A 24,883-nucleotide genomic window follows, 5' to 3' on the forward strand; every position below is an offset into this window, starting at 1 on the left:
GCGGTGGACCTCGTCACACAGTATTTGATGTTGTATCGCTTGATTACTATGTCGTCGCGGGCGGGGAAAACTTTAGCGGGCCTGGGGGAATATGCGCATGAAACTGAAATCATACCGGCAACGTCGGCGATATGGAGGCATTCGAGAAACGGCAGAATAAGCAAAAGCCCGGTATGAACCGGGCTTCTGGATTTTCGCGAAGCATCAATCGCTGTCGGTTTTGTTCAGCGCATTAAGCGTGGTCATGATGCTTTTGCTGGTGGCGTTCAGCTGTGCGACAAGGGTGTCCATCGCGGTGTACTTGGCATTCAAGGTGTCCGTGAGGTTCTTGATCCGGCGATCCAGGGCTTCCTGCTGCTCGGTCAGTTTGGTCAGCGTGCCGGAGAGCGCGTCCGAGCGCGCGGCAAGAATGCCGCCCTTCACTGCGTAGGAATCAGTTGCGCTGGTCATGCGCGCAAGCAGGCCGTCCTTGCCGGTGAACATCTCCTGGATGGCAGCCACATTGGCGGTGTCGCCCATGGCCTTGGTCCACTTGGCGTCGTCCAATACCAGCAGGCCGGTCTTCTGGTCGGTGTTGATGCCAAATTGAGACAACGTCAGCTTGCTCGAACCCGAGGAAGTGACCAGCTCGTTGCGCATCGACTGGATCAGGTGACGCACGGTGGAATCTCCGGTCAGCCCTCCCCCGCTGGTCGTGCCGTCGGCCGCTGTACTGACCTTGGTCAAGGTGTTGAGCTGGGTCATGAGCGCGTTGTAGGCGTCCACGAATCCGGTGGTGGCTTTTTTCAGGGTGTCGGTGTTGGTGGTGACGCTGATGGTCGTCTTTTCACTACCGGCCTCCAACAGTTTGATCGACACGCCGCTGATAGCAGCTGCCACCGTGTTGGTCGACGATTCCATCTCGATGCCGTCGATCTTGTATTTCGCATTGCCTGGCGCGGTGACGGTGGTGGTAGCGGTCAGTTTGTCGAGCCCGCTGTCAGCGTTGGCCGACATGGAAATTTCGGTGCCCGAGCCTGTGGTCGACGAACTGAGTACCAGACGCGAGCCACTGGCGTCGGTCAGGATGTTGGCACTGATGCCACGGCTGGCCATCTGGGTATTGATCAGATCACGGGTTTGCGCCAACGTGGCACCTGCCGGAATGCTGACTTTGCTGTCCTTGCCGGATTGACTGATCGTCAGGTCCTGAGCCGACGACGTGGCGTTGACCACCGCCGCGCTCTTCTCGGCATACACGCCGGAAGAGATCTTCGAGGCGCTGGCCAGGCTGGTCACTTCCAGCGAGTAGGTACCGTCGGAGGCGGAATCGGTCACCGTCACCGAAGCGGTCTTGTCATTGGACGAGGCACCGGTCAAACCACTGAAGGTCGAGGCCTTGTTCATCGCCGCGACGGCCGTGCGGTAGGTTTCCAGCGCGCTGGTGACGGTACCAACAGCGGTCAACGTCGTGGTCGTAGTTAGCGTCTGGGTATCAATCTGCTTTTGCTTGGGCGCTTTCTCGGCGTTCACCAAGGCCTTGACGATGGCATCGGTGTCGATACCCGAGCCCACGCCGCTGGATTTGATCGCGCCGCTGGTGCTGGTCGAGCTGGTGGTGCTGCTGGTACTTGCGGTGCTGGCAGCGGTGGTAGCGGCCGTGGTGCCAGTGGTGGAGGAAACAGTAGCCATCGCAATCTCCTAGAACTGAGTCAGGCGTGTTTTTGACGGATACCGCCCCAAGCACACCTAGCTACATTTTTCGTGCCAGTTCAGATCTTCGCGTCAAGCAGACCGCTGCGACCGTCCGCAAGGCTCTGCGCCAGCTTGAGCGCGGCCTCGGTCGGCAACTGACGAATGATTTCACCGCTGTCCGTAGCGATGACTTTGACCACGACGTGATGCGTCGAGTCATCGATAGAGAACTCCAAGTTGCGCTGTGAGGTGTTCACGTGCGCCTGGATATCCTTCACCGCTTGTTCCAATTCGGCCCGCTCGGGTGCAACGGGTTGCGCCGCGGGTTCGTCTTGCGTGACCTGCCGGCCAGGCAGGGAGGCGGCGCCGGCTGGCGCTGACGTGACGGCAAGAGGCGGTCTCGCTGTAACGCTCATGTCCATGTTCATCACCCCGGAAATCAAAAAACGGAAGGGTGCGTGGGCACCCTTCCGTCAGTCAGCCAAGTGGCGAATTACTGAAGCAGCTTCAGTACCGACGATGGCAGCTGGTTGGCCTGGGACAGGATCGCGGTGGATGCCTGCTGCAGGGTCTGCTGCTTGGTCAGCTCAGCGGTTTCCGAAGCGAAGTCGGCGTCCTGTACGCGGCTACGGGCAGCGCTGGAGTTTTCCGAAATACTCTGCAGGTTGGAAACGGTGCTGTCGAAGCGGTTCTGGATCGCACCGAGGTCTGCACGCTGCGAATCGATGTTGGAGATTGCCTTGTCGATTGCGGCCAGAGCATTCTGCGCGCCGTCGGCGGTAGTAATCGACGTCTTATCGATGCTGGTGAGCGTTGAAGCGGCCGTAGCGCCGCCCAGAAATGCTGTGGCACCAGTACCAGTCACCGAGTACGCCTTGGCTGAGTTCATCTGAACTGCGCCCGTGAGCGTCGTGGCATCAGTAACCGCACCACCAGAAAGAGCAGGAGTTGTTCCACTACCATCAGCGACTGCTGCGCTCAACCCTACGAATTCAGTAGCCGCAGCACCGCCACCTGCTGTAGACAGATTACCAAAGGACACGTTCTCCCCTGAAGCCGAAGTAATTTTGAGGGTACCTTTCGACGAATCAAAGTCAACAGATATACCCAGCGCAGCAGCATTCGAGCTCAATTGATCCGCAAGCTCGGCAGTGCTGTTCGCACCGATGATATCAACAGCATCGGCGTCGCCAACTTTGATACTGAAAGAAGCCCCCGCATCTTTAGCAACAGAAAGACTAACTGTTGTGCTTGCAGTTGCGGAAAGACCCGGCACAGCGTTGTTGAGTGCGCTTGCAACAGACTTCGCGGAGTTAGCTACGTCGGCAGCGCCGATCACGACTGATTTGGCAGAACCACCACCGGTCACATTAAATGTCAATTCACCCGTCACGCCGGCCGTGGTCGGAGCTATGGTTGCGGACTTCAGCTGCTGGGAGCCAATCTTGTTCGCAGAGATGTCGCCAAGCGTCACATTGATTGTTTCGTTGGCATTAGCGCCGATTTGGAAGGCGGTGGAGCCGAAAGAACCATCAAGCAGGTTACGACCACCGAACGTGGTGGTAGTGGAGATACGGGTCAATTCCGAAGTCAACTGCGAGTATTCGGACTGCAGGGAAGAACGGTCTTCGCTGCTGTTCGAACCGTTCGCCGATTGCAGAGCCAGTTCACGCATACGCTGCAGGATGTTGGTGGATTCCTGCATCGCGCCTTCAGCGGTCTGGGCGATGGAGATACCGTCGTTGGCGTTCTTGACTGCAACCGACAGGCCGTTGATCTGGCTGGTCAGGCGGTTGGAGATCTGCAGGCCGGCGGCATCGTCCTTGGCGCTGTTGATTTTCAGGCCCGAGGAAAGACGGGTCATCGAGGTGCTCAGCGCATCGGAAGCCTTGTTCAGGTTTTTCTGAACGGTCAAGGAAGCGGTGTTGGTGTTTACGGATAAGGCCATGACAAATTCCTCGGGATTGTTAGCTGTGGCTTCCGGCCCTGGCGAGCGCCGGGTGTGGCCTAGAGAACCTTCGTAGTAGTTATCGTCGGTTCAGCGCTTTGCTTGAGGGTGATTGCAATGTTTTTTCACCTTCGAGCCGCTGTAGCCGGAAAAAGCAAGCGTTGGCTTGATCTCTCTTGATAACTATTTCGTCCGGGGAAGGGGGAACTTGAGGGAGATGCGTGGGAAAAGCGGGGATTTCTGGCGTCAACGGATAGACGGTCGCGGTGGCGCCGGTCGCGTTGGTAGATGCGCATTGTGTATGGACGACCGCGGTGCGGCCGGACGCGGCTTGCGCCGCTGCTACAGGGATCACGGTGTTCGCGTGGGCGGGTAACGCGGTGTGAATGGACGACCGCGGTGTTTGCGTGGGTGGATACGCGGTGTGTATGGATGACCGCAGTGCGGCCGGACGCGGCTTGCGCCGCTGCTACAGGGATCGTGTTGTCCGCGTGGACGGTCAACACGGCGGCGTGCAACGCGGTGGCCCGAATGAACACCGTGTCGGCAGGCGGCCCAGGTTTTGTAGCAGCGGCGCGAGCCGCGTCGGCAGGCGGCGCGGTATCAGGGGCGGTATCAGGGGCGGTAGATGAGCGCGGAGCCCCAGGACAGGCCGACGCCGAAGCCGCTCAGGGCGACTCGCTTCCAGGAGGAATCGAGGATGTGCTTTTCCAGCAACAGCGGAATGCTGCTCGATACCGTGTTGCCGGTCTCGACCATGTCCTTGATGAACTTCTCAGGCTCTTCCTCGAAGCGCCGCGCCACGGCGTCGACGATCGCCGCACTGCCCTGGTGGATGCAGTACGCGTCGACATCGGCGCTGGTCAGCCCGGATTCGTCGAGCAGTTCATGCAAATGCGCCGGCACTTTGAGCAGCGCGAAGTTGAACACCTGACGGCCGTTCATGAAGAACACGCCATCGGTCACCTTCAGATGCGGCGCGCCGGAACCGTCGGTACCGAACTTGGCCTTGCCCAACTGCCAGGGCGCGTCTTCACCCATCCAGGTGGCGGTGGCCGCATCGCCGAAAAGCATAGTGGTGTTGCGGTCTTCAGGGTCGACGATCTTGGAGTACGGGTCGGCAGTGATCAGCAGACCGTTCTTCAGGCCGGCCGCTTCCATGAAGCCCTTGAGTGCATAGATGCCGTACACATAGCCCGAGCAACCCAGGCTGATGTCGAACGCTGCGACGTGGGTCGGCAGGCCGAGCTTGTCCTGAACGATGGCGGCGGTGTGCGGCAAGCCCTCCTCGTCTCCGTTCTGGGTCACGACGATCAATGCGTCGATGGACTCGCGCGACAGCTGCGGATTGCTGGCGAACAGCGCGTTGGCCGCTTCCACGCACAGGTCGGAGGTTTCCTGGTCGGCAGCCTTGCGCGGCAGGAAGGCCGAGCCGATCTTGCCGATGATGAATTCTTCATCCTTGGCGAATTTGGCACCTTGGGCGTAGTTGTCCAGGCCTTCGGCAGGCACGTAACTCGCGATGCTTTTTATGCCAATCATTGTGGCTTCCCAATACAAAGGTAGCTGGAGGTCATCACGCGGGGCATGTGCGCGATGCCATCGAAAAGGGTCTCAGGCGGCGCCGACCTCTACGGGACGGCGCCAGCGCTGCCGAAAAACAAGCAGCTGCAGGCCGCTGATGCAGCGACCTGGTAATACATAAGGGTGAAGATGCACGATCCGACTCATTGGTCACAGGGATATTGTGCCATAGGCCGTAGGAAATGGCGCGACGCGGGGTGGTAGAGGGAAGACGGGGCCTGCGCCCCGCCGCTTACAGCTTGTTGAACAGACTAAGCTGGGAGATCTTTGCGAAAGCCAGCTGGGAGGCCTGCAACATGGTCTGTTGCAGGCTCAGGGTGACCGAGGCCGTGGCGAAGTCGGTGTCGGCTATCGCCGACTGTGTCCCCTTGTTGGCAAGAGCCAAGCTCACGTTCTCGTCGTTCTGAATGGCCAGCGAATTGAGCCGTGCGCCAATCTGCCCGCGGGAGATGTCGATGTTCTCATTGGCGCTGGCCAGGTTGCCCAGCGCCGAGTCGGTGGCATTCTTCAGCGCCAGCGCGGACTTGGCGTCCGTCACCGGTATCTCCAGAGCTGTCTTGAGCTGATGCAGGGTGTCCAGCACGTTCTGCGTCTTGTGGCTGTTGGCGTTGACGCTGAAGCTGTCACCCGTATTGGCCTCGCCGGAGAGCTTGAAAGTCACGCCTGCAGCCGTGATCGTGCTGCCATTGGCCCCGGCGACCACCGCACCCTTGCCGATGGCTCGGCTGGAATCGGTCAAGGGCTGGGCATAAACCTCGTACTCGCTGCTGCTGGTGAACTTGATCACCGCCCCCCCGGCCGGGAAGCCCGCCGCATAGCCCTGGGTATCGGTCACGTTCGCACTGACCAACTGCGCCGTGGACGTGTTGGCCGCGTTGCGCGTCGAACTGATGCTGTCCGGCTTGCTACCGAGGCTGAACGTGCGCCCGGCGATGTCGGCATCGGTGACGGTGCCCAGCTCGCTTTGCTTGGTGGCCACATCGATGTCGAATTCCACACCGTACAGGCTGACGGTGGTGCCGCCGTCGGCCTTCGGGTCGAAGGTGCCATTGCCGCTGACCTGGGACGTCACGTCCTTGCCGCTGCTGTTGGTGAGGGTGAACTGGGTGCTGCTGGTGAACGTCAACTTGTACGGCTGGCCATCGGTGAAGGCCTTGTTGTAGGTCGTCAGCGATTCCAGGCGGCCGTCGGACACCGTGACCAGACCGTCGTCGACCACCGCGCCGTTGGCATCCACCGGCGCGGTCATGGTGGTCTGCGTGCGGCTGGTGTTCACCGCCGTTTCCAGAATGCTGTAGCCGGTGTCGTTGGTGGCCAGTTGCAGGGTGTCGGACACCTGCAGGCTGAGCTGGGTCTGGTCGCCCTGATAGGTGTAGCTGCCGTCGCTGTTCTGCACATAGGGCGGCGTGCCGGTCTTGGACCCGGAGAACATGTACTGGCCGTTGGAATCCTTGGTATTGAGCAGGCCCAGGACGTTCTTTTCGATCTCGCCGATTTCACTGGCGATCGACGTCCGGTCGGCGTCGCTCAGGCCACCGTTACCGGCCTGGATGGTCAACTCCTGCGCCCGCTGCAAGGCTGTGGTGATGCTGTCGAGCACACTCTCTTCCTGGGTCAGCGAGTTGGTGACGCTGGTCATGTTGCCGCTGTACTGGGTCAGCAAGCTGCTCTGCTGCTGCAACTGCAACAACTTGGCCGCGCCGACCGGATCGTCGCCGGCGCTCTGAATACGGTTACCCGAGCTGATCTGTGCTTGGGTCTTGGCGGTGTCCGAGAAATTCTGGGAATAGCCGGTCGCGCTGGTCTCGAAGTACTGAGAAGTGGAAATTCGCATGGTCGACTATTCCTTAGAGGGCGTTGATCAGGACGCTGAAGGTTTCCTGAGCGGCCTTGATGATCTGCGAGGACGCGGTGTAGTACTGCTGGAACTTCACCAGGGATGCCGCTTCGTCGTCCAGGTTGACGCCGGATACCGAGTCGCGATTGGTCTTGGACTGGGTCAACACGGCGCCGGTGGCTTTGGTGTCGACGGTGGCCTGACTGGCCTTGGCGCCGACCCGCTCAACCAGTGACGCGTAGGCACTGGTGAAGCTCATGCCGGGATTGCCCGCCGTGGCGCCCACGGTGGCCTTGGTCTGCAACGCCAGCAGTTGCGTGGCATTGCGGTTGTCGGATTTGCCGTCGGCGTTGAACGACACGGTGTAGCTGTCGTTGACTGCAGGCGAGCCACCCACGGTGGTTTCGAAGGTGAAGGTCAGTTGCTTGCCGTCGGCGCCGTTGACCGGTTGGCCATCGGCACCCACCACCGGCACGGTCAGGCTCAGGTTGTTGCTCTGGCCGGGCACGATGGTGCCGCTGCCGATGCTGGTGCCCGAGGCATTGAACAGGCTGTAGCTCTGCGCACCGTCGGTGGTCTTGCCGAACACCAGCTTGACCGGCGACGAGGTTTCGATGCCGCTCTGCAACTGGCTCAGAGCCGTGCCGCTGTAGATGTCCAGCTTGCTGCTGAGCACCGGTTGGGTGAAGGTGCCGGTGCCCGAGTTGCCGACGGTCGCCGTGCCGGTGAGTGGCGCGGCGAAGGCCAGCTTGTTCGAGTCGGTCAGTGTATTGGTGATGGCGCTCGCGCCACTGCGGGTCGGCGTGACCACGAAGCTGTCGCCAGTCGCTACAGTGCCTTTCAGACCCAGGGTAACGCCATCGATCACCGGCGCAGGGTTCGTGCCCAGGTCGAAATTGCCCATGGAAGTGCCGTCGGAACGGGTCACGCTGTAGGCAGTGGCGCTGCTGAACTTGACGTTGTAATCGTAGATGGTCAGCTTGCTGGAATCGGCCACGGTGACATTGAGGTTGCCCGAACCTGCGCTGTTGTTGGACGACGCCAGGCTGCGGTTGGCAACGGCGGTCGCGCTGTTGATGCTGGAAAACAGCGACGAGCCGAAGTCACCGTTGAGGTCGATGCCTTTACCCAACTGGCTGTTCAGGCTGTCGGCAACGACGATTGCCGTGCGCCCCAGTTCATTGATCGCCGGGTTCAGTGCGTCGCTGCGAAAACGCAACAGGCCGCCGATCTCGCCGCCGGTGGTCACCGAGGTCACGTCGGTGCTGTAACCCTGGTACTGGATGGTCAAGCCGTACTGGCTCTTGTCGGCTACGCCAGGCGTTGCCACCAGCGAGTTCGCCGAGCTACCGGTGACCAGCGACTGCCCCGAACCCAGGTAGACATCGTAGTTGCCGTCGCGCTGCTGCACGGTCACGCCGACCAGCTCGTTGAGCTGGCGGACGTTCTCGTTGCGCGCATCGATCAGGCTGTTGGGCGTGGAACCGCTGCCCGACATCTCGGTGATCTGCCGGTTGAGCTCGGCGATATTGCCGCTGAGCTTGTTGACCTGCCCGGTCAGGGTGGTCAGCGAGGCATTGATGCTGTCGTTCTGCTGACTGAACTGCGAGGAAATCGAGTTGAAGCGATTGCTCAGGGTCTGCGCCTGGGTCAGCAGCAACTGCCGCGCCGAGGTATCGCTGGGGTTGGCCGATGCGGTCTGCACGGCGGAAAAGAAGCTGCTGAGCACGGCGCTGATACCCGTGCTGCCATCGGACAGCAACTTGTCGATGCTGTTGATCTGGGTGCTATACGCGGTCGCGTCGGCACTCAGTGCAGTGCTGGTCTGCAACTGGGTGTCCATGTAGCTGCTGTAGATGCGGCGCACGTCGGAAATGGTAGTGCCGGTACCCAGGTAGCCCACGCCGATGTTCTGCAAGCCACTGGCAGTATTCACCACCGACTGCCGGGAATAGCCGGCGGTCGCGACGTTGGCGATGTTGTTACCGGTGGTCGCCAGGGATGCCTGGCTGGACGCCAGACCGGACAGCCCAATGGAGATCAGATTCGACATGGGTTCAAACCTTATAGATTCGTGGTAGCGCTGGTGCTGCTGCGAGCGTAGGTCTCATAGCCTTGCATCTGCTTGGCGATCGAAGAGATCTTGCTGGCGTAGTTCGGGTCGGTGGCGTAGCCGGCCTTCTGCAGTTCCTTGACGAATTGTTCGGGGTTGTCCGCGGACTTGACCACGCCCTGGTAGCGGTCGTTGTTCTGCAACAGGCTGACCAGGTCGTGGAAGCTGTCTTCGTATGAATCGTAGGAGCGAAAATCGGCGGTTTCCTTGACCATCTGGCCGTCGCGGAACTCGCTGGTGATCGCACGGGCGTTCTCGCCCTTCCAGTTGCCGGTCGCCTTGATGCCGAACAGGTTGTGGCTGTTGCTGCCGTCGTCGGCACGCATGATCGATTTGCCCCATCCGGTTTCAAGCGCCGCCTGGGCCACCAGCACCTTGGGATCGACACCGATGCGCGCTGCAGCTTTTTCGGCCATCGGCAGCATGGTCGCGATGAATTCGTCGGACGATCCGAAGGCGCGCTTGGCCGGCGCCAGGGGTGGCTGGGCGACGCTTTTCGCCAGGCTGCTGCCCTCGACCGCGGCACCGCTGCGCACGGCATTGGCAATGCTGTTGGCCGGTGCGCTGGCCGGGACGTTGATGAGGTTCTTGCTGCCGGTGGCGGCGCTCGCATCGGTCGCCGTGGAAGGCACGATGCCGGCCACGAGACGGTCGGCCAGCTTGCTCGGCAGCGACAGGCGCCGCTGGTTCAGCAAGGCCATGTCGTTGTGCGCCGTGGTGCCAGCAGCCTTGGCATCGGCCGAGGCATCGCGAGTGGCGCCCAGCGGCTTGGTCAGGCTGTTGTCGGCATGGGCGAACGGATTGGCCCCGGCACGGGCCACGCCCTTGGTCTTGGACAACTGGCGCATGAGCACGTCCTGCAGGCCAATGCCGCCGCCTTCCTTGGACAGGGTCACGGACAGCTGCTGGTCGTACATGGACTGGTATTGCTTGGTGGTTTCGGTGTTCAGCGGGTTGTCCTTGGCCAACACGTCATTTGCCGAACGCATGGACTTGAGCATTTCACCGAGGAACAGCGACTCGAATTCCTGGGCCACCTTGCGCAGGTTGGCCTCGCTGTCGCGATCCCCGACTTTCAACGAGCTCAGGCGATTGAGGTCTGTGTAAGCCCCCGAATCCCGTGTTCCCGATACTCCGCCATTCGGCATTTCCATCAGCTGCTACCTCAAATCACGATCAGGTCGGCCTGCAAGGCGCCGGCCTGTTTCAGGGCTTCGAGAATGGCCATCAAGTCACCGGGCGCCGCGCCTACCTGGTTGACCGCGCGGACGATCTCGTCGAGCGTGGTGCCAGGGCCAAACTTGAACATCGGTTTGGCTTCCTGCTGGGCGCTGACCCGCGAACGTGGCACCACCGCCGTCTGGCCGCCGGACAGAGGCCCGGGCTGGCTGACGATCGGATCTTCGGTGATGGTCACCGTCAGGCTGCCGTGGGTCACTGCCGCAGGCGATACCTTGACGTTCTGGCCAATCACGATGGTGCCGGTGCGCGAATTGATGATCACCTTGGCCACCGCTTGGCCCACGTCGACGTCGAGGTTCTCGAGAATCGACAGGTAGTCCACACGCTGGCTGGGGTCGACCGGTGCAGTGACGCGTACCGAGCCCCCATCGACAGCTTGTGCAACTCCCGGGCCAAGTAGCTCGTTGACCTTGTCGACGATGTGCTTGGCCGTGGTGAAGTCAGGCCGGTTGAGGTTCAGCGTCAGGCTGTTGCCCTGGTTGAAGCCACTGGGCACGGAGCGCTCGACGCTGGCACCGCCAGGAATCCGTCCTGCCGACGGCACGTTGACGGTGATTTTCGACCCGTCGCGGCCTTCGGCGTCAAAACCACCGACGACCAGGTTGCCTTGGGCAATGGCGTAGACGTTGCCGTCGATACCCTTGAGCGGGGTCATCAACAGGCTGCCGCCGCGCAGGCTCTTCGAGTTGCCGATGGACGACACGGTGATGTCGATCAGCTGCCCCGGCTTGGCGAATGCGGGCAGATCAGCGTGGATCGATACCGCAGCGACGTTCTTGAGCTGCACGTTGCCCGAGCCTGGCGGCACCTTGATGCCGAACTGCGACAGCATGTTGTTGAAAGTCTGCAGGGTGAACGGGGTCTGGGTGGTCTGGTCGCCGGTGCCGTTGAGGCCCACGACCAGGCCGTAGCCGATCAGCTGGTTGGTCCGCACGCCGGAAATGCTGGCGATGTCCTTGAGACGCTCGGCCTGAACGCCGAACGCGGCGGACATCAGCAGTGCAGCGGCGATCAGGTGTTTGAAGTTGAGCATGGACGGACGCACTCAGAAAGGAAACAGGGGGCTGGCGAAGAACCGGTCGAACCAACCCGGCTGACTGGCTTCGGCGAAGGAACCGGTGCCCGAATAGGTGATGCGCGCATCGGCCACGCGGGTTGAGGACACGGTGTTGTCGGTAGCGATGTCATCGGCCCGGACCAGCCCTGCAATGCGCACCAGCTCTTCGCCGGTGTTGAGCGTCATCCACTTTTCTCCGCGGACCGAGATGATGCCGTTGGGCAGCACGTCGGCCACCGTCACCGTGACCGAGCCGGTCAGGCTGTTGTTCTGCGCCGCCGCGGCGGTGCCGTTGGTGGCGCGCGTGCCGCTGTAGCCCGCGTTGAGGCTCAGATCACCACTGCCCAGCGGGTTGTTGGTGTTCACACCGGCGCCGAACAGCGAGGTCAGGCCCAGGCTGTTGCTGCTGTCCTTGCCGACCTTGGAATTGGCACTCTTGCTGGCGCTCGTCCGCTCGTTGAGGGTGATGGTGATGATGTCGCCGACGCGGAACGCCTTGCGGTCGCTGTACAGGTTCTGCTCGAAGCCGGCCTGGTAGATCGAGCCGTTGTTGGCGGCAGCAGGCATCGGCGTGCGCGGCAGCACCGGGGCGTAGTATGGGTCGTTGGGCTTGGCCGGTGGCGCGACGCATCCGGTCAGCAGGGCCATTCCACTCAGGGCAAGAACAATCGAGACACGACGCATGACACAGACCTCACGGTGTAGCCGGCGCACACGGCGCCCAGGTAGCTTGGGGGTTACGGATAGCCCAGGGTTACAGGTTCTGGGTCAGGTTCTGCAGCATCTGGTCGGCAGTGGAGATCACCTTGGAGTTCATCTCGTAGGCACGCTGGGTGGTGATCATGTTGACCAGTTCTTCCACGGTGCTCACGTTGGAGTTCTCCAGGGTGTTCTGCAGCACGGTGCCCGCACCGTTCAGACCGGGGGTCGCTACCTGCGGCGCGCCGCTGGAGGCGGTTTCCAGGAACAGGTTGCCACCGATGGCCTGCAGGCCTGCCGGGTTGATGAAGTCGGCGGTCTGCAGGTTGCCGATCACCTGCGAAGCAGGGTTGCCGGCGGTGGTGATGGAGACGGTGCCGTCGGTGCCCACGGTGAAGGTCTGTGCGTCGTTGGGGACGACGATGGCCGGTTCCAGGGCCAGGCCCTGAGCGGTGACGATCTGGCCGTCGGAGTTCAGGTGGAACGTGCCGTCGCGGGTGTACGAAACGGTACCGTCAGGCTGCATCACCTGGAAGAAACCGCGACCGTTGATGGCCATGTCCAGCGGCTGCTCGGTGGTCTGCAGGCTGCCGGCGGTGAAGTTCTTCTGGGTGCCGACGATGCGCACACCGGTACCGACCTGCAGACCCGACGGCAATTCGCTGTCCTGGGTCGACTGGGCGCCGGGCTGACGCTTGATCTGATAGAGCAGGTCCTGGAATTCGGCGCGATCACGCTTGAAGCCGGTGGTCGATACGTTCGCCAGGTTGTTGGAAATCGTGGTCAGGTTGGTGTCCTGGGCCTGGAGGCCGGTCTTGCTGACCCAAAGTGCTGGAAGCATGTGTCATCTCCTGGAGCGCCTGGTTTACGGCGCGATCGCTACGCTGGAATTAGATTTGCAAGACCCGGGCCATGGCCTCGTCGCCTTCTTTGGCGGTGCTCATCATCTTGATGTGCAGCTCGAACTGCTTGGAGAGCGCCAGCACCGAGGTCATCTCCTCGACCGCGTTGACGTTGCTCGCCTCCAGGAAACCGGACTCGACCCGCACGGCGGCATCGGCAGGCGCCGGCTGGCCGCTGGTGGTGTGGATCAGGCCGTCCAGCCCCTTGGTCAGGGTTTTCACATCGGGATTGACCAGCTTGATGCGGTCGACCTGGGCCATGACGTTGGGTGCCTGTCCCAGACCGCGAATGCTGATGGTGCCGTCCATGCCGATCTCGATTTTCTCGTCCGGCGGAACGGCGATCGGACCGCCGTTGCCCATGACCGGCAAACCGTTGCCGGCGCGCAGTACACCGAGCGCATCGACGTTCATGCTGGCGGTACGCACATAGGCTTCGCCGCCGTCGGGTGTCTGCACGGCGATGAAACCGTTGCCGCCCACTGCCACGTCCAGGTCTCGGCCGGTTTCCTGCAAGGCACCGCCGCTGAAATCGGTCGCCGGGCGTTCGGTAAGCGCATAGGCCCGCGAAGGAAAGGTGTCGCCGAACACCGGCATGGAACGCGCCTGTTCCAGGTCACGCTTGAAGCCAGTGGTCGAAATGTTGGCCAGGTTGTTGGCATGGGCCTTCTGCGCCAGCGCGTTCTGGCTGGCACCGGTCATTGCCACGTAGAGCATCTTGTCCACAGGTCTCTCCATCGACGGGCGAATGCCGTCTACTGCTGTACTGAGAGAGGTAGAGCAATATGCGGGCCAACTTTCGACAGATACCTGCAGCCCCTCTGGGACGGGGCCTGCAGCGATTCTGGAGAGACTAACTGGAAGCTTGACGCCGAAAAGTCGGCGCGACATTGCCGCTAGCGGCAAAGGAAGAAAGGATTTACGTCACTCTGCCACGGCGAAGCGTGGCAGGTGTGCTGTCAAAGACGGCAACCGGCGTTGCCGAAGGGCCCGGCAAAGCGCCGGTAATGCGGCCCGGGGTCGACCTGACTGCACAGGTACCGACCGGTCTCCAGGCTCTGGTATTTGTACCAGGGCGCTGGCGCAGCGACCGCCATCGTACAGGTTGCCGCGATGACCAGGGCTGCACACAGACACCGCATCACTGCCCTGCCCTCATCAGGTCATCTGAATGATGGTCTGCATCACGGTGCTTTCGGTGGAGATGGTCTTGGCGTTCGCCTGGTAGTTGCTCTGCGCCTTGATCAGGTTCACCAGTTCAGCGGTCAGGTCGACGTTGGAGTCTTCCAGCGATTGCGATTGCAGGTTGCCCATGACGCCGGTGTCCGGAGTGCCGATCACGGCGGTACCGGACGCGAACGACTCCTTCCAGTTGGTGCCGCCGTTGGGCGCCAGACCCTGCATGTTGGCGAAGCTGGCCATGGCGACCTGACCGATGACCTTGTTCTGGCCGTTGGTGAAGTTGGCGAACAGGTTGCCGGTGCCGTCCACCGACAGGCCGGTGAGCTCACCGGTCGCATAACCGTTCTGAGTCTTGGCCGAGGTGGCGGAGGCGGAGTTGTATTGCGTGGTCTTCAGCATGTCCAGAGCAACGCCAGCGGCATTGGCCGTTGCGCCGTTGGGCGTCCAGGTACCGTCGGCGCCTTTGCTGGCGGGAACCCAGTCGGCCAGGTTGAAGCTCTTGTCGGCGTTGATGCCCAGGCCGCCGGCGACATCGCCCTGATCGGGAACGATGAGGCTGCCGTCGGACTTGAAGGTCAGTTTGTTCACCAGCGGTGTGGTGAGCGTCGAATCGGCTGGATTGCGACCGTCGATGGTGGTGTGCATCGTCCAGCTGTTGGCCGCCTCGTCCTTGACGAAATACTGATTCATCTGGTGCGCGTTGCCCAGGCTGTCGTAGACGTCGGTGTTGAAGGTGTAGTTGTAGCTGCTGACGTTGCTCGGATCGAACGGCGTAATGGTCGGCTGCACAGCGCTGGAGTTCAGGTTGACGGTTTCGGAGATCTTCGTGGTGGCTTTGGGCTGCAGGTTGGACGAATCGATCTTCAGGTTGGTCAACACGCCAGTCTGCACCACGCCGTCTTCTGCGTTGTAGCCCTGCAGGTTGTTGCCGGACACGTCGACGACGTTGCCGTCCTTGTCGCTGTAGAAGGCACCGGCGCGGGTGTAGAGCTTCTGGCCGCCATCGTTGAGCACGAAGAAACCGTTGCCGTTGATGGCCAGGTCCAGGCTCTGTCCGGTCGAGGTGATGTTGCCCTGGGTGAACTGCTGCGATACGGCCGCTGTGGTCACACCACTGCCCACGCTGGTCTTGCCGGCCGTGGCGCGGATCGACGCGGCATACTGGTCGGCGAACTCCGCGCGCGAGGATTTGAAGCCGGTGGTGGCGACGTTGGCGATGTTGTTGCCGGTCACGTTGAGCGCCTTGTTGGCTGCCGAAAGACCGCTCAAGCCGATGTTGAAAGTCATGCTGTACTCCTGCGCCGAACGAAGCGGCTCAAATTCCGATGGTTTGGACTTTCGACAGCGCGATGCCACCCAGTCCAGCGAGGTTGAGGGTCAGTTCACCGCCATTGGTGCCCATCGTGACGCTGTTCACCGTGGCAGGCAGGTAGGTGCTCATGGCCGTGGCGGTACCGTCGACGGTGGCTGCGGCCTTGAAGGTGTAGGTGCCAGCGGCGGCGACCGCGCCGTTGCTGTCTTTGCCATCCCACGTGAAGCTGGCGTTGCCGGCCGACTGGCTGCCCAGGTCGATGCTGCGCACCAGGTCGCCTTTGCTGTTGTACACGCCGACCGTGGTGTTGCTGCTCGACGAGGTCAGCGCCACGGAGCCGGTGAGGCCTGTGGTGGGGTCGACCACCGCCTTGTCGGTCTGCACGATGACCGAACGGCCCACCAGGGACGAGGCCTGCAGCGCCTGGGACGATTGGTAGTTGTTGGCGATGGTACTCACCGACGAATTCAGGCTCTGCATGCTTTCCAGGCTGCTGAACTGCGCGAGCTGGGCGACGAACTCGCCGTTGTCCTGGGGATCGAGCGGGTTCTGGTTCTGCATCTGGGTCACCAGCAACTGCAGGAACGCGTCCTTGCCCAGGGCACTGCCGGCGGTGCCGGTCGAGCTGTTGGTGCTGCTGGTGGTTTTCTGCAATGAGTCCAGGACCGAGGAGCTCACGCCGGTAGTACTGCTGGTAGTCGTCATCTGCGCTCGCCTCTATCACTGACCCAGGGTCAGGACCTTCTGCATCATGGTCTTTGCGGTGTTCATCAGTTCAGCGTTGGTCTGGAAGGAACGGCTGGCCGAGATCATGTCGGCCATTTCCTCGACCACGTTGACGTTCGGGTAGTAGACGTAGCCGTCCTTGTTCGCCGCCGGATGGTTGGGCTCGTAGCGCGCCTCGAGGTTGCTCTGGTCCTCGACCACGCCGGTGACCTGCACGCCCTGCCCCGCCGAGTCCTGGTCCTGGAACAGCGAACCGCTGTCGCCGTTTTGCTGGCCCTGGAGCATGGTCGCGAACACCGGGTGCCGCGCACGGTAGGTCTGATCGATGCTGGACGACACGGTTTCGGCGTTGGCGATGTTGCTGGCCACGGTGTTCAGGCGCGTGGTCTGGGCACTCATGCCGCTACCGGCGATGTTGAAGACACTGGCAAGGGACATGGCTTACTCTCCGCGAAGGGCCGATACCAGCCCTTTGAACTTGCTGTTGAGCAGGGTGAAACTGGCCTGGAAGTTCACCGAGTTCTCGGCGTAGTTCGATTGCTCGATCTGCGCATCGACGGTGTTCTGGTCCAGCGACGGCTGAGTGGAAATGCGGTACTGCAGCTCCTCGTCACCGGAGCTGAACCCTTGGGCGGCGATGTGCTTGCCGTTGGTGGTCTGCAGGCCGAAGGCACCTTTGCCGTTCTGCTCGCTCTGGGCAGCCAGCACCGAGGCGAAGTCCAGGTCACGAGCCTTGTAGTTGGGGGTATCGGCGTTGGCGATGTTGTTGGCCAGCACTTCGGCGCGCTTGGCGCGAAACCCCAATGCCTGCTCGTGAATGCCCAGCGCTTTGTCGAAACTGATGCTCATGTTGGTACCTATGCGGCAGACCAGATGGTTCGTGCAGGATAGATAGCAATCACTGTGCCAAGTCTCGAAATGCCCGCCCTGTGCGGGTTGCGGGCCGGTCAGCCGAGGGGGGATGCCAGAAAAGCGGCAAGAAATTTCCGCTGGAGGGGAAAAGCGGCAACGCCGGCGTCAGAAAAATTGCCGCATGGCGCTGCAGTGGCGCACCTCGTCAGACGAGGTACGGGGTCACTTGGCCTGATAGATGATGCCGGGGCTGCACTGCACCATCTGGTAGAGCTCGGGCAGACCGTTCAAGGCTTCGGATGCGCCCAGAAACAGGTATCCACCTGGCTTGAGGGTGCCGTGGATGCGGGTGAGGATGTCTTTCTTCACCTGCGCGGAAAAGTAGATCAGCACGTTGCGACAGAAGACGATATCGAACTTGCCCAGGGCGGCGTAGCTGTCGAGCAGGTTGAACGCGCGAAACTCGACGCGACTGCGAATCGGCGCCTTGACGGCCCAGCGCCCCGGCCCCTTGGGATCGAAGTAGCGCTGCAGGCGCTCCTGGGAAAGGCCGCGACCGATCGCCAGGCTGTCGTACTCGCCGCTCTTGCAGTTGGTCAGCATGCTGCCGGACAGGTCAGTGGCCACGATCTGCACGCCCGACTTCAACTGGCCCAGATTGCTGCGCTCGAATTCGTCGATGGTCATCGACAGCGAATAGGGTTCCTGGCCCGAGGAACAGGCCGCCGACCAGATGCGCAGGCGCGCGCCGGGGCTGGCCTTGATGCTTTCGGGCAGGACCTTGTTCTTCATCACTTCGAACGGGTAGGTGTCGCGAAACCACAGGGTTTCGTTGGTGGTCATGGCGTCCACCACCTGCTCGCGCAAACCGCTGCGCGGCTGGTTCTGGATGCGTTGCACCAGCTCGCCCAGAGACTTGATGCCCTGCTGCTCCATCAGCTTGTTCAGGCGGCTGGCGACGAGGTACTGCTTGTTCTCGCCCAAGAGAATGCCACAGGCTTTTTCCAGGAAGACCCGGAATTGATCAAAATCCAAATTACCCGTAGACACGGTGCCGCCTCTTGCTGGTTCGGTAGGCCGGGCGCTGGCGCCCGGCATTCATACTGCTGCCTTGATGCGATCGACGACACGAGCCGCCAGATCGTCGGGGCGGAACTTGGCAAGGAAATCGTCGGCGCCGACTTTCTTCACCATGGCCTGGTTGAACACCCCTGACAGGGAAGTATGCAGGATCACGTGCAGTTTCTGCATGCGCGGGTCGCTGCGAATCTCGGCGGTCAAGGTGTAGCCGTCCATTTCCGGCATCTCGATATCGGAAATCAGCATCAGGAATTCCTCTTCCGGACGCTTGCCGTCGTCGACCAGCTTGCGCAGGTACTCCAGCGCCTGCCGACCGTCGTTGAGCGCTACCACTTCCACGCCGACCGTCTGCAGGCAACGGGTCACCTGCTTGCGCGCCACCGATGAGTCGTCGACGGTCAACACGCGCAGCGACACGGCCTTGCTGTGGGTCTCTTCGTCGACCACGCCGACCGAGATCGCTTCGGAAGTCGGCGCCACTTCGGCGAGGATCTTCTCGACGTCGATGATCTCGACCAACTGGTTGTCCACGCGGGTGACAGCGGTCAGGTAGTGATCGCGGCCGGTGCCCTTGGGCGGCGGATGAATCTCCTCCCAGTTCATGTTGACGATGCGTTCCACCGAGTGCACCAGAAAGCCCTGAATCTTGGTGTTGTACTCGGTGATGATGACGAAGGTGTCGGTGGATGCCTCAAGCCCCACGGAGCCTGTGGCCATGTCCAGATCGAGGATCGGAATGGTCGCCCCGCGGATGTTGGCCACGCCGCGAACCACCGGGTTGGACTTAGGCAATACCGTCAGTTTGGGGCATTGCAGCACCTCCCTGACCTTGAAGACATTGATCCCGTAGAGCTGCTTGCCATTGAGGCGAAACAACAACAACTCGAGGCGATTCTGTCCAACCAGCTGCGTGCGCTGGTTCACCGAATCCATAACACCGGCCATGCCCAAACTCCTCTTGCGACCCGGACGATATCGGCACGGGCCTTGCTATTAGCACTGCATGAACGCAAAAACGACGGTTTCTCGACACATCGCTGCGTATTTATTCTGGGCCGTTGCCACGGTGGGTGGCGCGGTGCTCGGCAGTACGGCGCGCGCCGACAATGTCACATTGCCCGAACAGCTTATCGGTGTCACCCAGGGTTTTCTTGAGTTCACTGTCGAAGATTATCTGGCGACCTCGCAGATCCAGGGTCGCTACGAGATCGAGGTGAACAATCTTGACCCGCGCCTGCGCATGCCGGGCTGTGATCGGCAGCTGTCGGCCACCCTGGAAAGTCCGGCGCAACCCTTGGGCCGGGTGACCGTACGTGTGCGTTGCGAAGGCGGCGCGCCTTGGACGGTATTCGTTCCGGCCCAGGTCCGGCTGTTCCGCGAGGTGGTCACTACCACCCGGCCGCTCAAGCGCGACAGCGTGCTGACCGAGGCCGATGTGGCGCTGCGCGAACGGGACGTCGGGGCGATGGGGCAAGGCTTTCTGGTTTCGCTGGACGAAGCGGTGGGCATGAAGCTGATCCGACCGACGGTTGTCGATCAGGTGCTCACGCCGGTGTTCCTTGAACAGCAGGCACTCGTGCTCAAGGGTGACCAGGTGGTAATCATCGCCCGTAGCGGCACCCTGGCGGTGCGCATGCCGGGTGAGGCGCTGGCCCAGGGTGGCATGAGCGAGCAGATCCGCGTACGCAACCTGAACTCCAAACGGGTGGTCAAGGCACGGGTGACCGGCCCTGGCCAGGTGGAAGTGGCAATGTAAACGCTGGTCGGCGAAGCGGAGTTTTCCTACACTAGGGGGCTATACAAGCCCGCCGCCGCAGCATCGGGCATTTGCGAAATTGCGCCTAAAGTTAATCGGGATTTGGCCGAAAACAAGGCAAGCGTCCAAATACCCAGAGGTTCAGAACAATGGTTATCGACTTCAACCGAGTAGGAAACTCGCCGTCAGTGCAAGGTACGCCACGTACCGGCGCTGCCAAGGAAGTGGCCGCCGACACGCCCGTGCCAAGCACGCCAGCCGTGAAGAGCGGGGAACCGGTCACCTTGAGCGATCAGGCCCAGCAAATGCAGAAAATCACCGACAAGCTGAGCGATCAGCCAACTGTCGACAGCGCCCGCGTCGCCGAGCTCAAGCAGGCCATCGCCGAGGGTAGCTACAAGGTCGACAGCGAGCGCGTTGCCAGCAAAATGCTCAATTTCGAAGCCCAGCGCTAGTTCAGTCTAGGCGCCGGGGCTTCTGGACGCGTCAACGCCAGGGCTCACCATGCACGATCAAACGCTGTTGCAGCTGATTGAAGAAGACCTCCCTTACGCAGGGCAACTGCTCGAGCTGCTGCGTGATGAGTCGCTGGCTTTGCAAAGCCGCGACATGGAGCTTCTGGAAACGATTCTGGCGCAGAAGCAGTCGTTGATCGTGTTGCTGGAACAGAACGGGCGGCGGCGCAGCCATTTGCTGATGCAGATGGGCCTGTCGGCCGATCGCGAGGGGCTGCAGGCGCTCGCGCGTCAGTCGCACCTGGGCGATGCGTTGCTGGCCAGGGGTGATGCGTTGAGTCAGTTGCTGGCGCAGTGTCAGGCGATCAATGCCCAGGTTGGCCAAGGTATCGCGCGCCAGCAGGTGGCGACCGCCAACCAGATCCGTATTCTCACTGGCGCAGAGCCACCGTCGCTCTACAACAGCCGTGGGTCGACCGCGAAGATGGCCACCTACCGGGCGCTCAGCCAGGCGTAACAAGCGCGTCGCCCCCGGACGCGGCTCGCGTCGCTGCTACAGGGATCGCGTACACCCACGCGATGCACACCGCACGCCTCCGCAACGACGGCGCACGTCGCGCCAGCAGTACACGCGGTTCCCGTGGCAACGGCGCACATTGCGTCGGCGGTACACGCGGTCCCTGTAGCAGCGGCGCGAGCCGCGTCGGCGGGCGATGCGGTGCGTGTTGGCAAAACGCAACGCGCGCCCGACATCTTTAAACCTTTTCAACGAGCTGGCAGAATGCCGCACCTGCGCAGTCGGCGCGATCCGGAGTGGACAAGAACGTGTCAAACGCATCGAACCTGGAAGACGCTCCGCAACCGCCAAAGGTACTGGCTACGCCTCTGGAAGTCGCCGCCAACCTGCGCCTGCTTCAGGAAAGCCATGACCCCCTGATCATCACCTTCCAGGACCGCCCCCTGCGCTGCCAGAGCTTTCTGGTGGAAGTGGACCGAGACAACCTGCGCATCGTGCTCGATGAAATGATCCCGCGCGAAGGCGAAAAGTACCTGGAAGCGGGCGAGCCGTTCAAGGTCGAAGGGTTTCATGAAGGTGTGCGGGTGGCGTGGGAAAGCCATGGCAACTGGACCATCACCCAGAAGGAATGCGGCCGCTGCTATGTCGGCGCGCTGCCGGGCCAGGTGGTCTATCACCAGCGACGCAACGCCTTTCGTGCAGCGCTCAAGCTTTCGCAGCTGGTGGATGTGGAAATTGCCGGCAGCCGACTGAAGAACACCCTGGTCGGCAAGCTGCTGGACATCTCGGCCCACGGTTGCAAACTGCGCTTCGAAGGCGACATCAGCGAGCGTCTGCAACTGGGGCAGATCTACGAGCGTTTCATGGCCGCCCTGCCCTTCGGCGCCATGACCACGTCGGTCGAGCTGCGCCACCTGCATTTCGAGGAACGCATCGACACCACCTTCGTGGGTGTGCGCTTCCACAACATTCCTGGCTTGGTACAACGCCAGATCGAACGTTTCGTGCATCAATTGCAACGTGAAGCGCAGCGCTTCGACAGAGACGACTTCTGAACCCAGGCCGCGCATCACGCGCGGCCCTGCGGCTCCCTACACGGGCTTGGCCGGCTCCTCGTCGGCAGGCTCGGTGTTCTGCATCTGCTCCTGCACCAAATGCTCGTCGACACGGGGGTCCAGGGCCGCGGCCAGCGGCGAGTTGGCCGCGGGCATGGCGACGTGATGCAGCGGCGCATCGTCCACCACATGCAGGTTGGTCACCGCCTTCGGCCGGATTCGCCAGACCAGCACCACGGCGAAGAAGCAGAAGAAGGCATACAGCATCTGGCTGCCGAACTGCTTCATCAGCACGCCGGCCACCAGCGGGCCGACACTGGCACCCACCCCGTAGGTCACCAACAGCATCGCGGTCAGCGACACGCGCCGATCGGCTTCCACGTGGTCGTTGGAAAACGCCACGGCCAATGGATACAACGAGAACTGCAGCAACGATACCAGGAAGCCGGCGGCAAACAGCACTTCCAGCGGCACGGTCGGAATCAGCGCCAAAGGCAGTGCAGCAATGGCGATACCCACGGCCACGCATCGGATCAGCAGAGCACGGTCGTAGCGGTCCGACAGCCAGCCCAGTGGCCATTGAACCAGCAGGCCGGCAAAGATGCACGAACCCATGAACAAGCCCACCTGCTCGGTGCTCAACCCCTGCTGTGAGGCATACAGCGGTGCCAGGCCATAGAACGAGCCAACGATCAGACCGGATCCGAGCACGGTGCTCAGCGACTGCGGTACCCGACTGAGGAAGAAGCGCGGTTCCATGGGCGCCGGGTGCATCGGCGCCGGGTGAATCCGTCGCGTGAGCGCAACCGGTACCAGGCACAGGGCGAAGCACAGGGCAACCAGCATGAGCAGTTCCAGGCCCAGTTGCGGATGCACGACCAGGATCAGCTGACCCAGTACCAGGCCGAGGTAGGACGCGATCATGTAACCGCTGAACACCGCCCCACGCTGCTTGGTGTCAGCCTGCTCGTTGAGCCAGCTTTCGATCACCATGTACTGGCACATCATGCCCAGGCCAACGATGACCCGCAGGAACAGCCAGGCTGGCAGGTAATTCACCAGGCCATGGCCCAGCACGGCCGCGCCGACGATACCGGCGCAGGTGGCGTAGGCGCGTATGTGCCCCACGCGGGCGATCAGCCTGTGGCCAATCTTGCCGCCCAGAGCCAGACCGAAATAGTTGGCTGCCATCAGGGCACCGACCCACAGGCTGTCGACCTGCTCGGCCGACAGGCGCAGGGCCAGGTAGGTACTCAATAGACCAGAGCCGATCAGCATCATCAGTGAAGCGAAATACAGGGCTCGAAAGTTTTTCCAGATTTGGCGCATTGCAGGTCCGCGGTAAAGGGTATCGGAACGATCAGGTCACGGGCGACGCCCCCCCCCGCCACTTCGGCGGACCGCTGCGGGAAAGGAGCGTCACCTGCATCAAGCTGTTGCAGGATCAAGCCTGGGCCGCCAGTACCCGGCGCTCCCAAGGGGTGATTTCATCGAAGAAACTCGCCAGCTCCAGGGTCTTGGTCGCGATGTAGCCTTCGATGAACACATCACCGAACAGTTCCCTGGCCAACAGGCTTCGTTTCAGACGCTCCAGAGCGGCATGCAAGGTACATGGCAAGGACAATTCATCGGGCACCGCGAGGTCGCCCTGCATGGGCGGGGACGGCTCCAGTCGCTGTTCGATGCCGTGCAGACCGGCGGCAAGGCTGGCGGCGATCGCCAGGTAGGGATTGGCGTCCGCACCTGGCAGGCGGTTCTCGACCCGCCGCGCACTGGCCACGCTGGCGGGGATGCGCAGCCCGGCGGCGCGATTGTCGTAGGACCAGCAGGCATTGTTGGGCGACGCATACGGCTGGCAGAGGCGCTGGTAGGAATTCACGTTGGGCGCCAGCAGCGCGGTGAAATCGGCCATGGCCGCCTGTTGCCCACCGATGAAGTGGCGGAAGGCATCGGTGGGCTGGTCGCAAGCGTCGCTGAACACGTTCAGGCCGCTGTCCACCGCTACCACACTCTGGTGTATGTGCATGGAGCTTCCGGCCACCCGCGCCAGCGGCTTGGCCATGCACACCACGCTGAGCCCATGCTTGAGCCCGACTTCCTTGAGCAGGTGCTTAAACAGAAAGGTCTGGTCGGCCAACAGCAGCGGATCACCATGGAGCAGGTTGATTTCGAACTGGCTGACGCCCATTTCGTGCATCACCGTGTCGCGTGGCAGGCCCATCGCCGCCATGCTGCGATAGACCTCGGTGAAGAACGGTCGCAGACCGTTGTTGGAGCCGACGCTGAACGCGCTGCTGCCGTCCTCCCGTCGACCATCCAGGCCGATCGGCGCCTGGAACGGCAGCAACGGGTCGGGATTGGCGGCGAACACGAAAAACTCAAGCTCGGTGGCCACCACTGGCGCCAACCCTAGACGGCCATAGCGAGCCAGGACTGTCTTGAGCAGGCCGCGGGTCGACAGCGGGGAGAAGCCACCGGTCAGCTCCTCGGCATCGCAGACCACCCAGGCGCGGGGCGGCTCGCTCCACGGCAGGCGGTGCAGCCGAGTCAGGTCGGGCACCAGCGCGACGTCGCCGTCATCGGCACCGTAGTAGCGGCTGGGCGGATAGCCGCCCATGATGCACTGCAGCAACACGCCGCTGGCCAGTTGCAGCCGCCGCCCCTCCTGAAAACCCTCGGCAGTCATCACCTTGCCGCGCGGCACGCCGTTGAGGTCAGGTGTGACGCACTCGACTTCATCGACACCGCGCAGGTGCTCGGCGACCGTACGCGGTCCTTCGATACTCATGTCTCTGTCCTTGACGTTGAATGCCGCACGCGGCGATGGGCACAAAATACGCAACGCAGCAGGCGCGTGGCAAGCCATCGGCAAGCAGAGCTACGACCAAAGTC

Annotated in this window: 23 protein-coding genes; 4 read left to right on the forward strand and 19 right to left on the reverse strand. The window is 62.0% G+C overall.

What is annotated here, in order from left to right; genetic code table 11:
• Positions 1-204: 204 nt before the first annotated feature.
• From fliD to QMX89_RS06915, 17 genes are all read right to left on the reverse strand, one after another.
• Positions 205-1,671 (reverse strand): flagellar filament capping protein FliD, encoded by a 1,467-nt coding sequence (gene fliD / locus QMX89_RS06835; protein ID WP_282347573.1) that lies wholly within the window; start codon positions 1,669-1,671, stop codon positions 205-207.
• Positions 1,672-1,751: 80 nt separating this feature from the next.
• Positions 1,752-2,096: a flagellar protein FlaG gene (locus QMX89_RS06840; protein ID WP_282347574.1), complete on the reverse strand. Its 345-nt coding sequence runs from the start codon at positions 2,094-2,096 to the stop codon at positions 1,752-1,754.
• A gap of 71 nt (positions 2,097-2,167) precedes the next feature.
• Positions 2,168-3,622 (reverse strand): flagellin, encoded by a 1,455-nt coding sequence (locus QMX89_RS06845; protein ID WP_282347575.1) that lies wholly within the window; start codon positions 3,620-3,622, stop codon positions 2,168-2,170.
• 615 nt (positions 3,623-4,237) lie between these two features.
• Entirely contained in the window at positions 4,238-5,164 is a 927-nt protein-coding gene (locus tag QMX89_RS06850) for a ketoacyl-ACP synthase III (protein WP_049858805.1), read from the reverse strand.
• Positions 5,165-5,438: 274 nt separating this feature from the next.
• Positions 5,439-7,040, reverse strand: a complete 1,602-nt coding sequence (locus QMX89_RS06855; protein ID WP_282347576.1) for a flagellar hook-associated protein 3 — start codon at positions 7,038-7,040, stop codon at positions 5,439-5,441.
• Between the two features lie 13 nt (positions 7,041-7,053).
• The gene (gene flgK, locus QMX89_RS06860) at positions 7,054-9,096 is read right to left on the reverse strand and encodes a flagellar hook-associated protein FlgK (protein ID WP_282347577.1); all 2,043 of its coding nucleotides are present in this window, start codon (positions 9,094-9,096) and stop codon (positions 7,054-7,056) included.
• 11 nt (positions 9,097-9,107) lie between these two features.
• Positions 9,108-10,310: a flagellar assembly peptidoglycan hydrolase FlgJ gene (gene flgJ / locus QMX89_RS06865; protein WP_049858808.1), complete on the reverse strand. Its 1,203-nt coding sequence runs from the start codon at positions 10,308-10,310 to the stop codon at positions 9,108-9,110.
• An 11-nt stretch (positions 10,311-10,321) separates the two neighbouring features.
• On the reverse strand, positions 10,322-11,431 hold the full coding sequence (locus QMX89_RS06870; RefSeq protein ID WP_282347578.1) for a flagellar basal body P-ring protein FlgI: 1,110 nt from the start codon (positions 11,429-11,431) through the stop codon (positions 10,322-10,324).
• A 12-nt stretch (positions 11,432-11,443) separates the two neighbouring features.
• The gene (gene flgH, locus QMX89_RS06875) at positions 11,444-12,139 is read right to left on the reverse strand and encodes a flagellar basal body L-ring protein FlgH (RefSeq protein ID WP_049858810.1); all 696 of its coding nucleotides are present in this window, start codon (positions 12,137-12,139) and stop codon (positions 11,444-11,446) included.
• Between the two features lie 70 nt (positions 12,140-12,209).
• Positions 12,210-12,995, reverse strand: a complete 786-nt coding sequence (gene flgG / locus QMX89_RS06880; RefSeq protein ID WP_049858811.1) for a flagellar basal-body rod protein FlgG — start codon at positions 12,993-12,995, stop codon at positions 12,210-12,212.
• Positions 12,996-13,044: 49 nt separating this feature from the next.
• Positions 13,045-13,782: a flagellar basal body rod protein FlgF gene (locus tag QMX89_RS06885; protein WP_049858812.1), complete on the reverse strand. Its 738-nt coding sequence runs from the start codon at positions 13,780-13,782 to the stop codon at positions 13,045-13,047.
• A 432-nt stretch (positions 13,783-14,214) separates the two neighbouring features.
• Positions 14,215-15,525: a flagellar hook protein FlgE gene (flgE, locus tag QMX89_RS06890; protein WP_282347582.1), complete on the reverse strand. Its 1,311-nt coding sequence runs from the start codon at positions 15,523-15,525 to the stop codon at positions 14,215-14,217.
• Positions 15,526-15,553: 28 nt separating this feature from the next.
• On the reverse strand, positions 15,554-16,255 hold the full coding sequence (gene flgD, locus QMX89_RS06895; protein ID WP_282347583.1) for a flagellar hook assembly protein FlgD: 702 nt from the start codon (positions 16,253-16,255) through the stop codon (positions 15,554-15,556).
• Between the two features lie 15 nt (positions 16,256-16,270).
• A complete protein-coding gene (flgC, locus tag QMX89_RS06900) occupies positions 16,271-16,714 on the reverse strand; it encodes a flagellar basal body rod protein FlgC (protein ID WP_049858815.1) in 444 nt (147 codons plus the stop codon).
• A gap of 3 nt (positions 16,715-16,717) precedes the next feature.
• Positions 16,718-17,125 carry a flagellar basal body rod protein FlgB gene (gene flgB / locus QMX89_RS06905; protein ID WP_049858816.1) on the reverse strand — a complete coding sequence of 136 codons (408 nt, stop codon included), beginning with the start codon at positions 17,123-17,125 and terminating at the stop codon, positions 16,718-16,720.
• 225 nt (positions 17,126-17,350) lie between these two features.
• Positions 17,351-18,178, reverse strand: a complete 828-nt coding sequence (cheR, locus tag QMX89_RS06910; protein ID WP_049858975.1) for a protein-glutamate O-methyltransferase CheR — start codon at positions 18,176-18,178, stop codon at positions 17,351-17,353.
• Between the two features lie 48 nt (positions 18,179-18,226).
• Entirely contained in the window at positions 18,227-19,153 is a 927-nt protein-coding gene (locus tag QMX89_RS06915; protein WP_049858817.1) for a chemotaxis protein CheV, read from the reverse strand.
• Positions 19,154-19,211: 58 nt separating this feature from the next.
• Here QMX89_RS06915 and flgA point away from each other — a divergent pair, with 58 nt between their 5' ends.
• The 4 genes from flgA (at position 19,212) to QMX89_RS06935 (ending at position 21,991) form a co-directional block, all read left to right on the forward strand.
• Entirely contained in the window at positions 19,212-19,964 is a 753-nt protein-coding gene (gene flgA, locus QMX89_RS06920; RefSeq protein WP_056843556.1) for a flagellar basal body P-ring formation chaperone FlgA, read from the forward strand.
• 149 nt (positions 19,965-20,113) lie between these two features.
• Entirely contained in the window at positions 20,114-20,419 is a 306-nt protein-coding gene (gene flgM / locus QMX89_RS06925) for a flagellar biosynthesis anti-sigma factor FlgM (RefSeq protein WP_049858819.1), read from the forward strand.
• Positions 20,420-20,468: 49 nt separating this feature from the next.
• Positions 20,469-20,936, forward strand: a complete 468-nt coding sequence (locus tag QMX89_RS06930; protein ID WP_056843558.1) for a flagellar protein FlgN — start codon at positions 20,469-20,471, stop codon at positions 20,934-20,936.
• Positions 20,937-21,244: 308 nt separating this feature from the next.
• A complete protein-coding gene (locus QMX89_RS06935) occupies positions 21,245-21,991 on the forward strand; it encodes a flagellar brake protein (protein WP_049858976.1) in 747 nt (248 codons plus the stop codon).
• A 36-nt stretch (positions 21,992-22,027) separates the two neighbouring features.
• Here the strand turns inward: QMX89_RS06935 and QMX89_RS06940 are convergent, their stop codons facing one another.
• Together QMX89_RS06940 and QMX89_RS06945 are read right to left on the reverse strand one after the other, a co-directional pair.
• The gene (locus QMX89_RS06940) at positions 22,028-23,320 is read right to left on the reverse strand and encodes an MFS transporter (RefSeq protein WP_082223528.1); all 1,293 of its coding nucleotides are present in this window, start codon (positions 23,318-23,320) and stop codon (positions 22,028-22,030) included.
• 115 nt (positions 23,321-23,435) lie between these two features.
• Positions 23,436-24,677 carry a glutamine synthetase family protein gene (locus tag QMX89_RS06945; protein ID WP_177327936.1) on the reverse strand — a complete coding sequence of 414 codons (1,242 nt, stop codon included), beginning with the start codon at positions 24,675-24,677 and terminating at the stop codon, positions 23,436-23,438.
• Between the last annotated feature and the right edge of the window lie 206 nt (positions 24,678-24,883).

The organism is Pseudomonas sp. PS01301 (assembly GCF_029960215.1).
Taxonomy (GTDB): Bacteria; Pseudomonadota; Gammaproteobacteria; order Pseudomonadales; family Pseudomonadaceae; genus Aquipseudomonas; species Aquipseudomonas coleopterorum.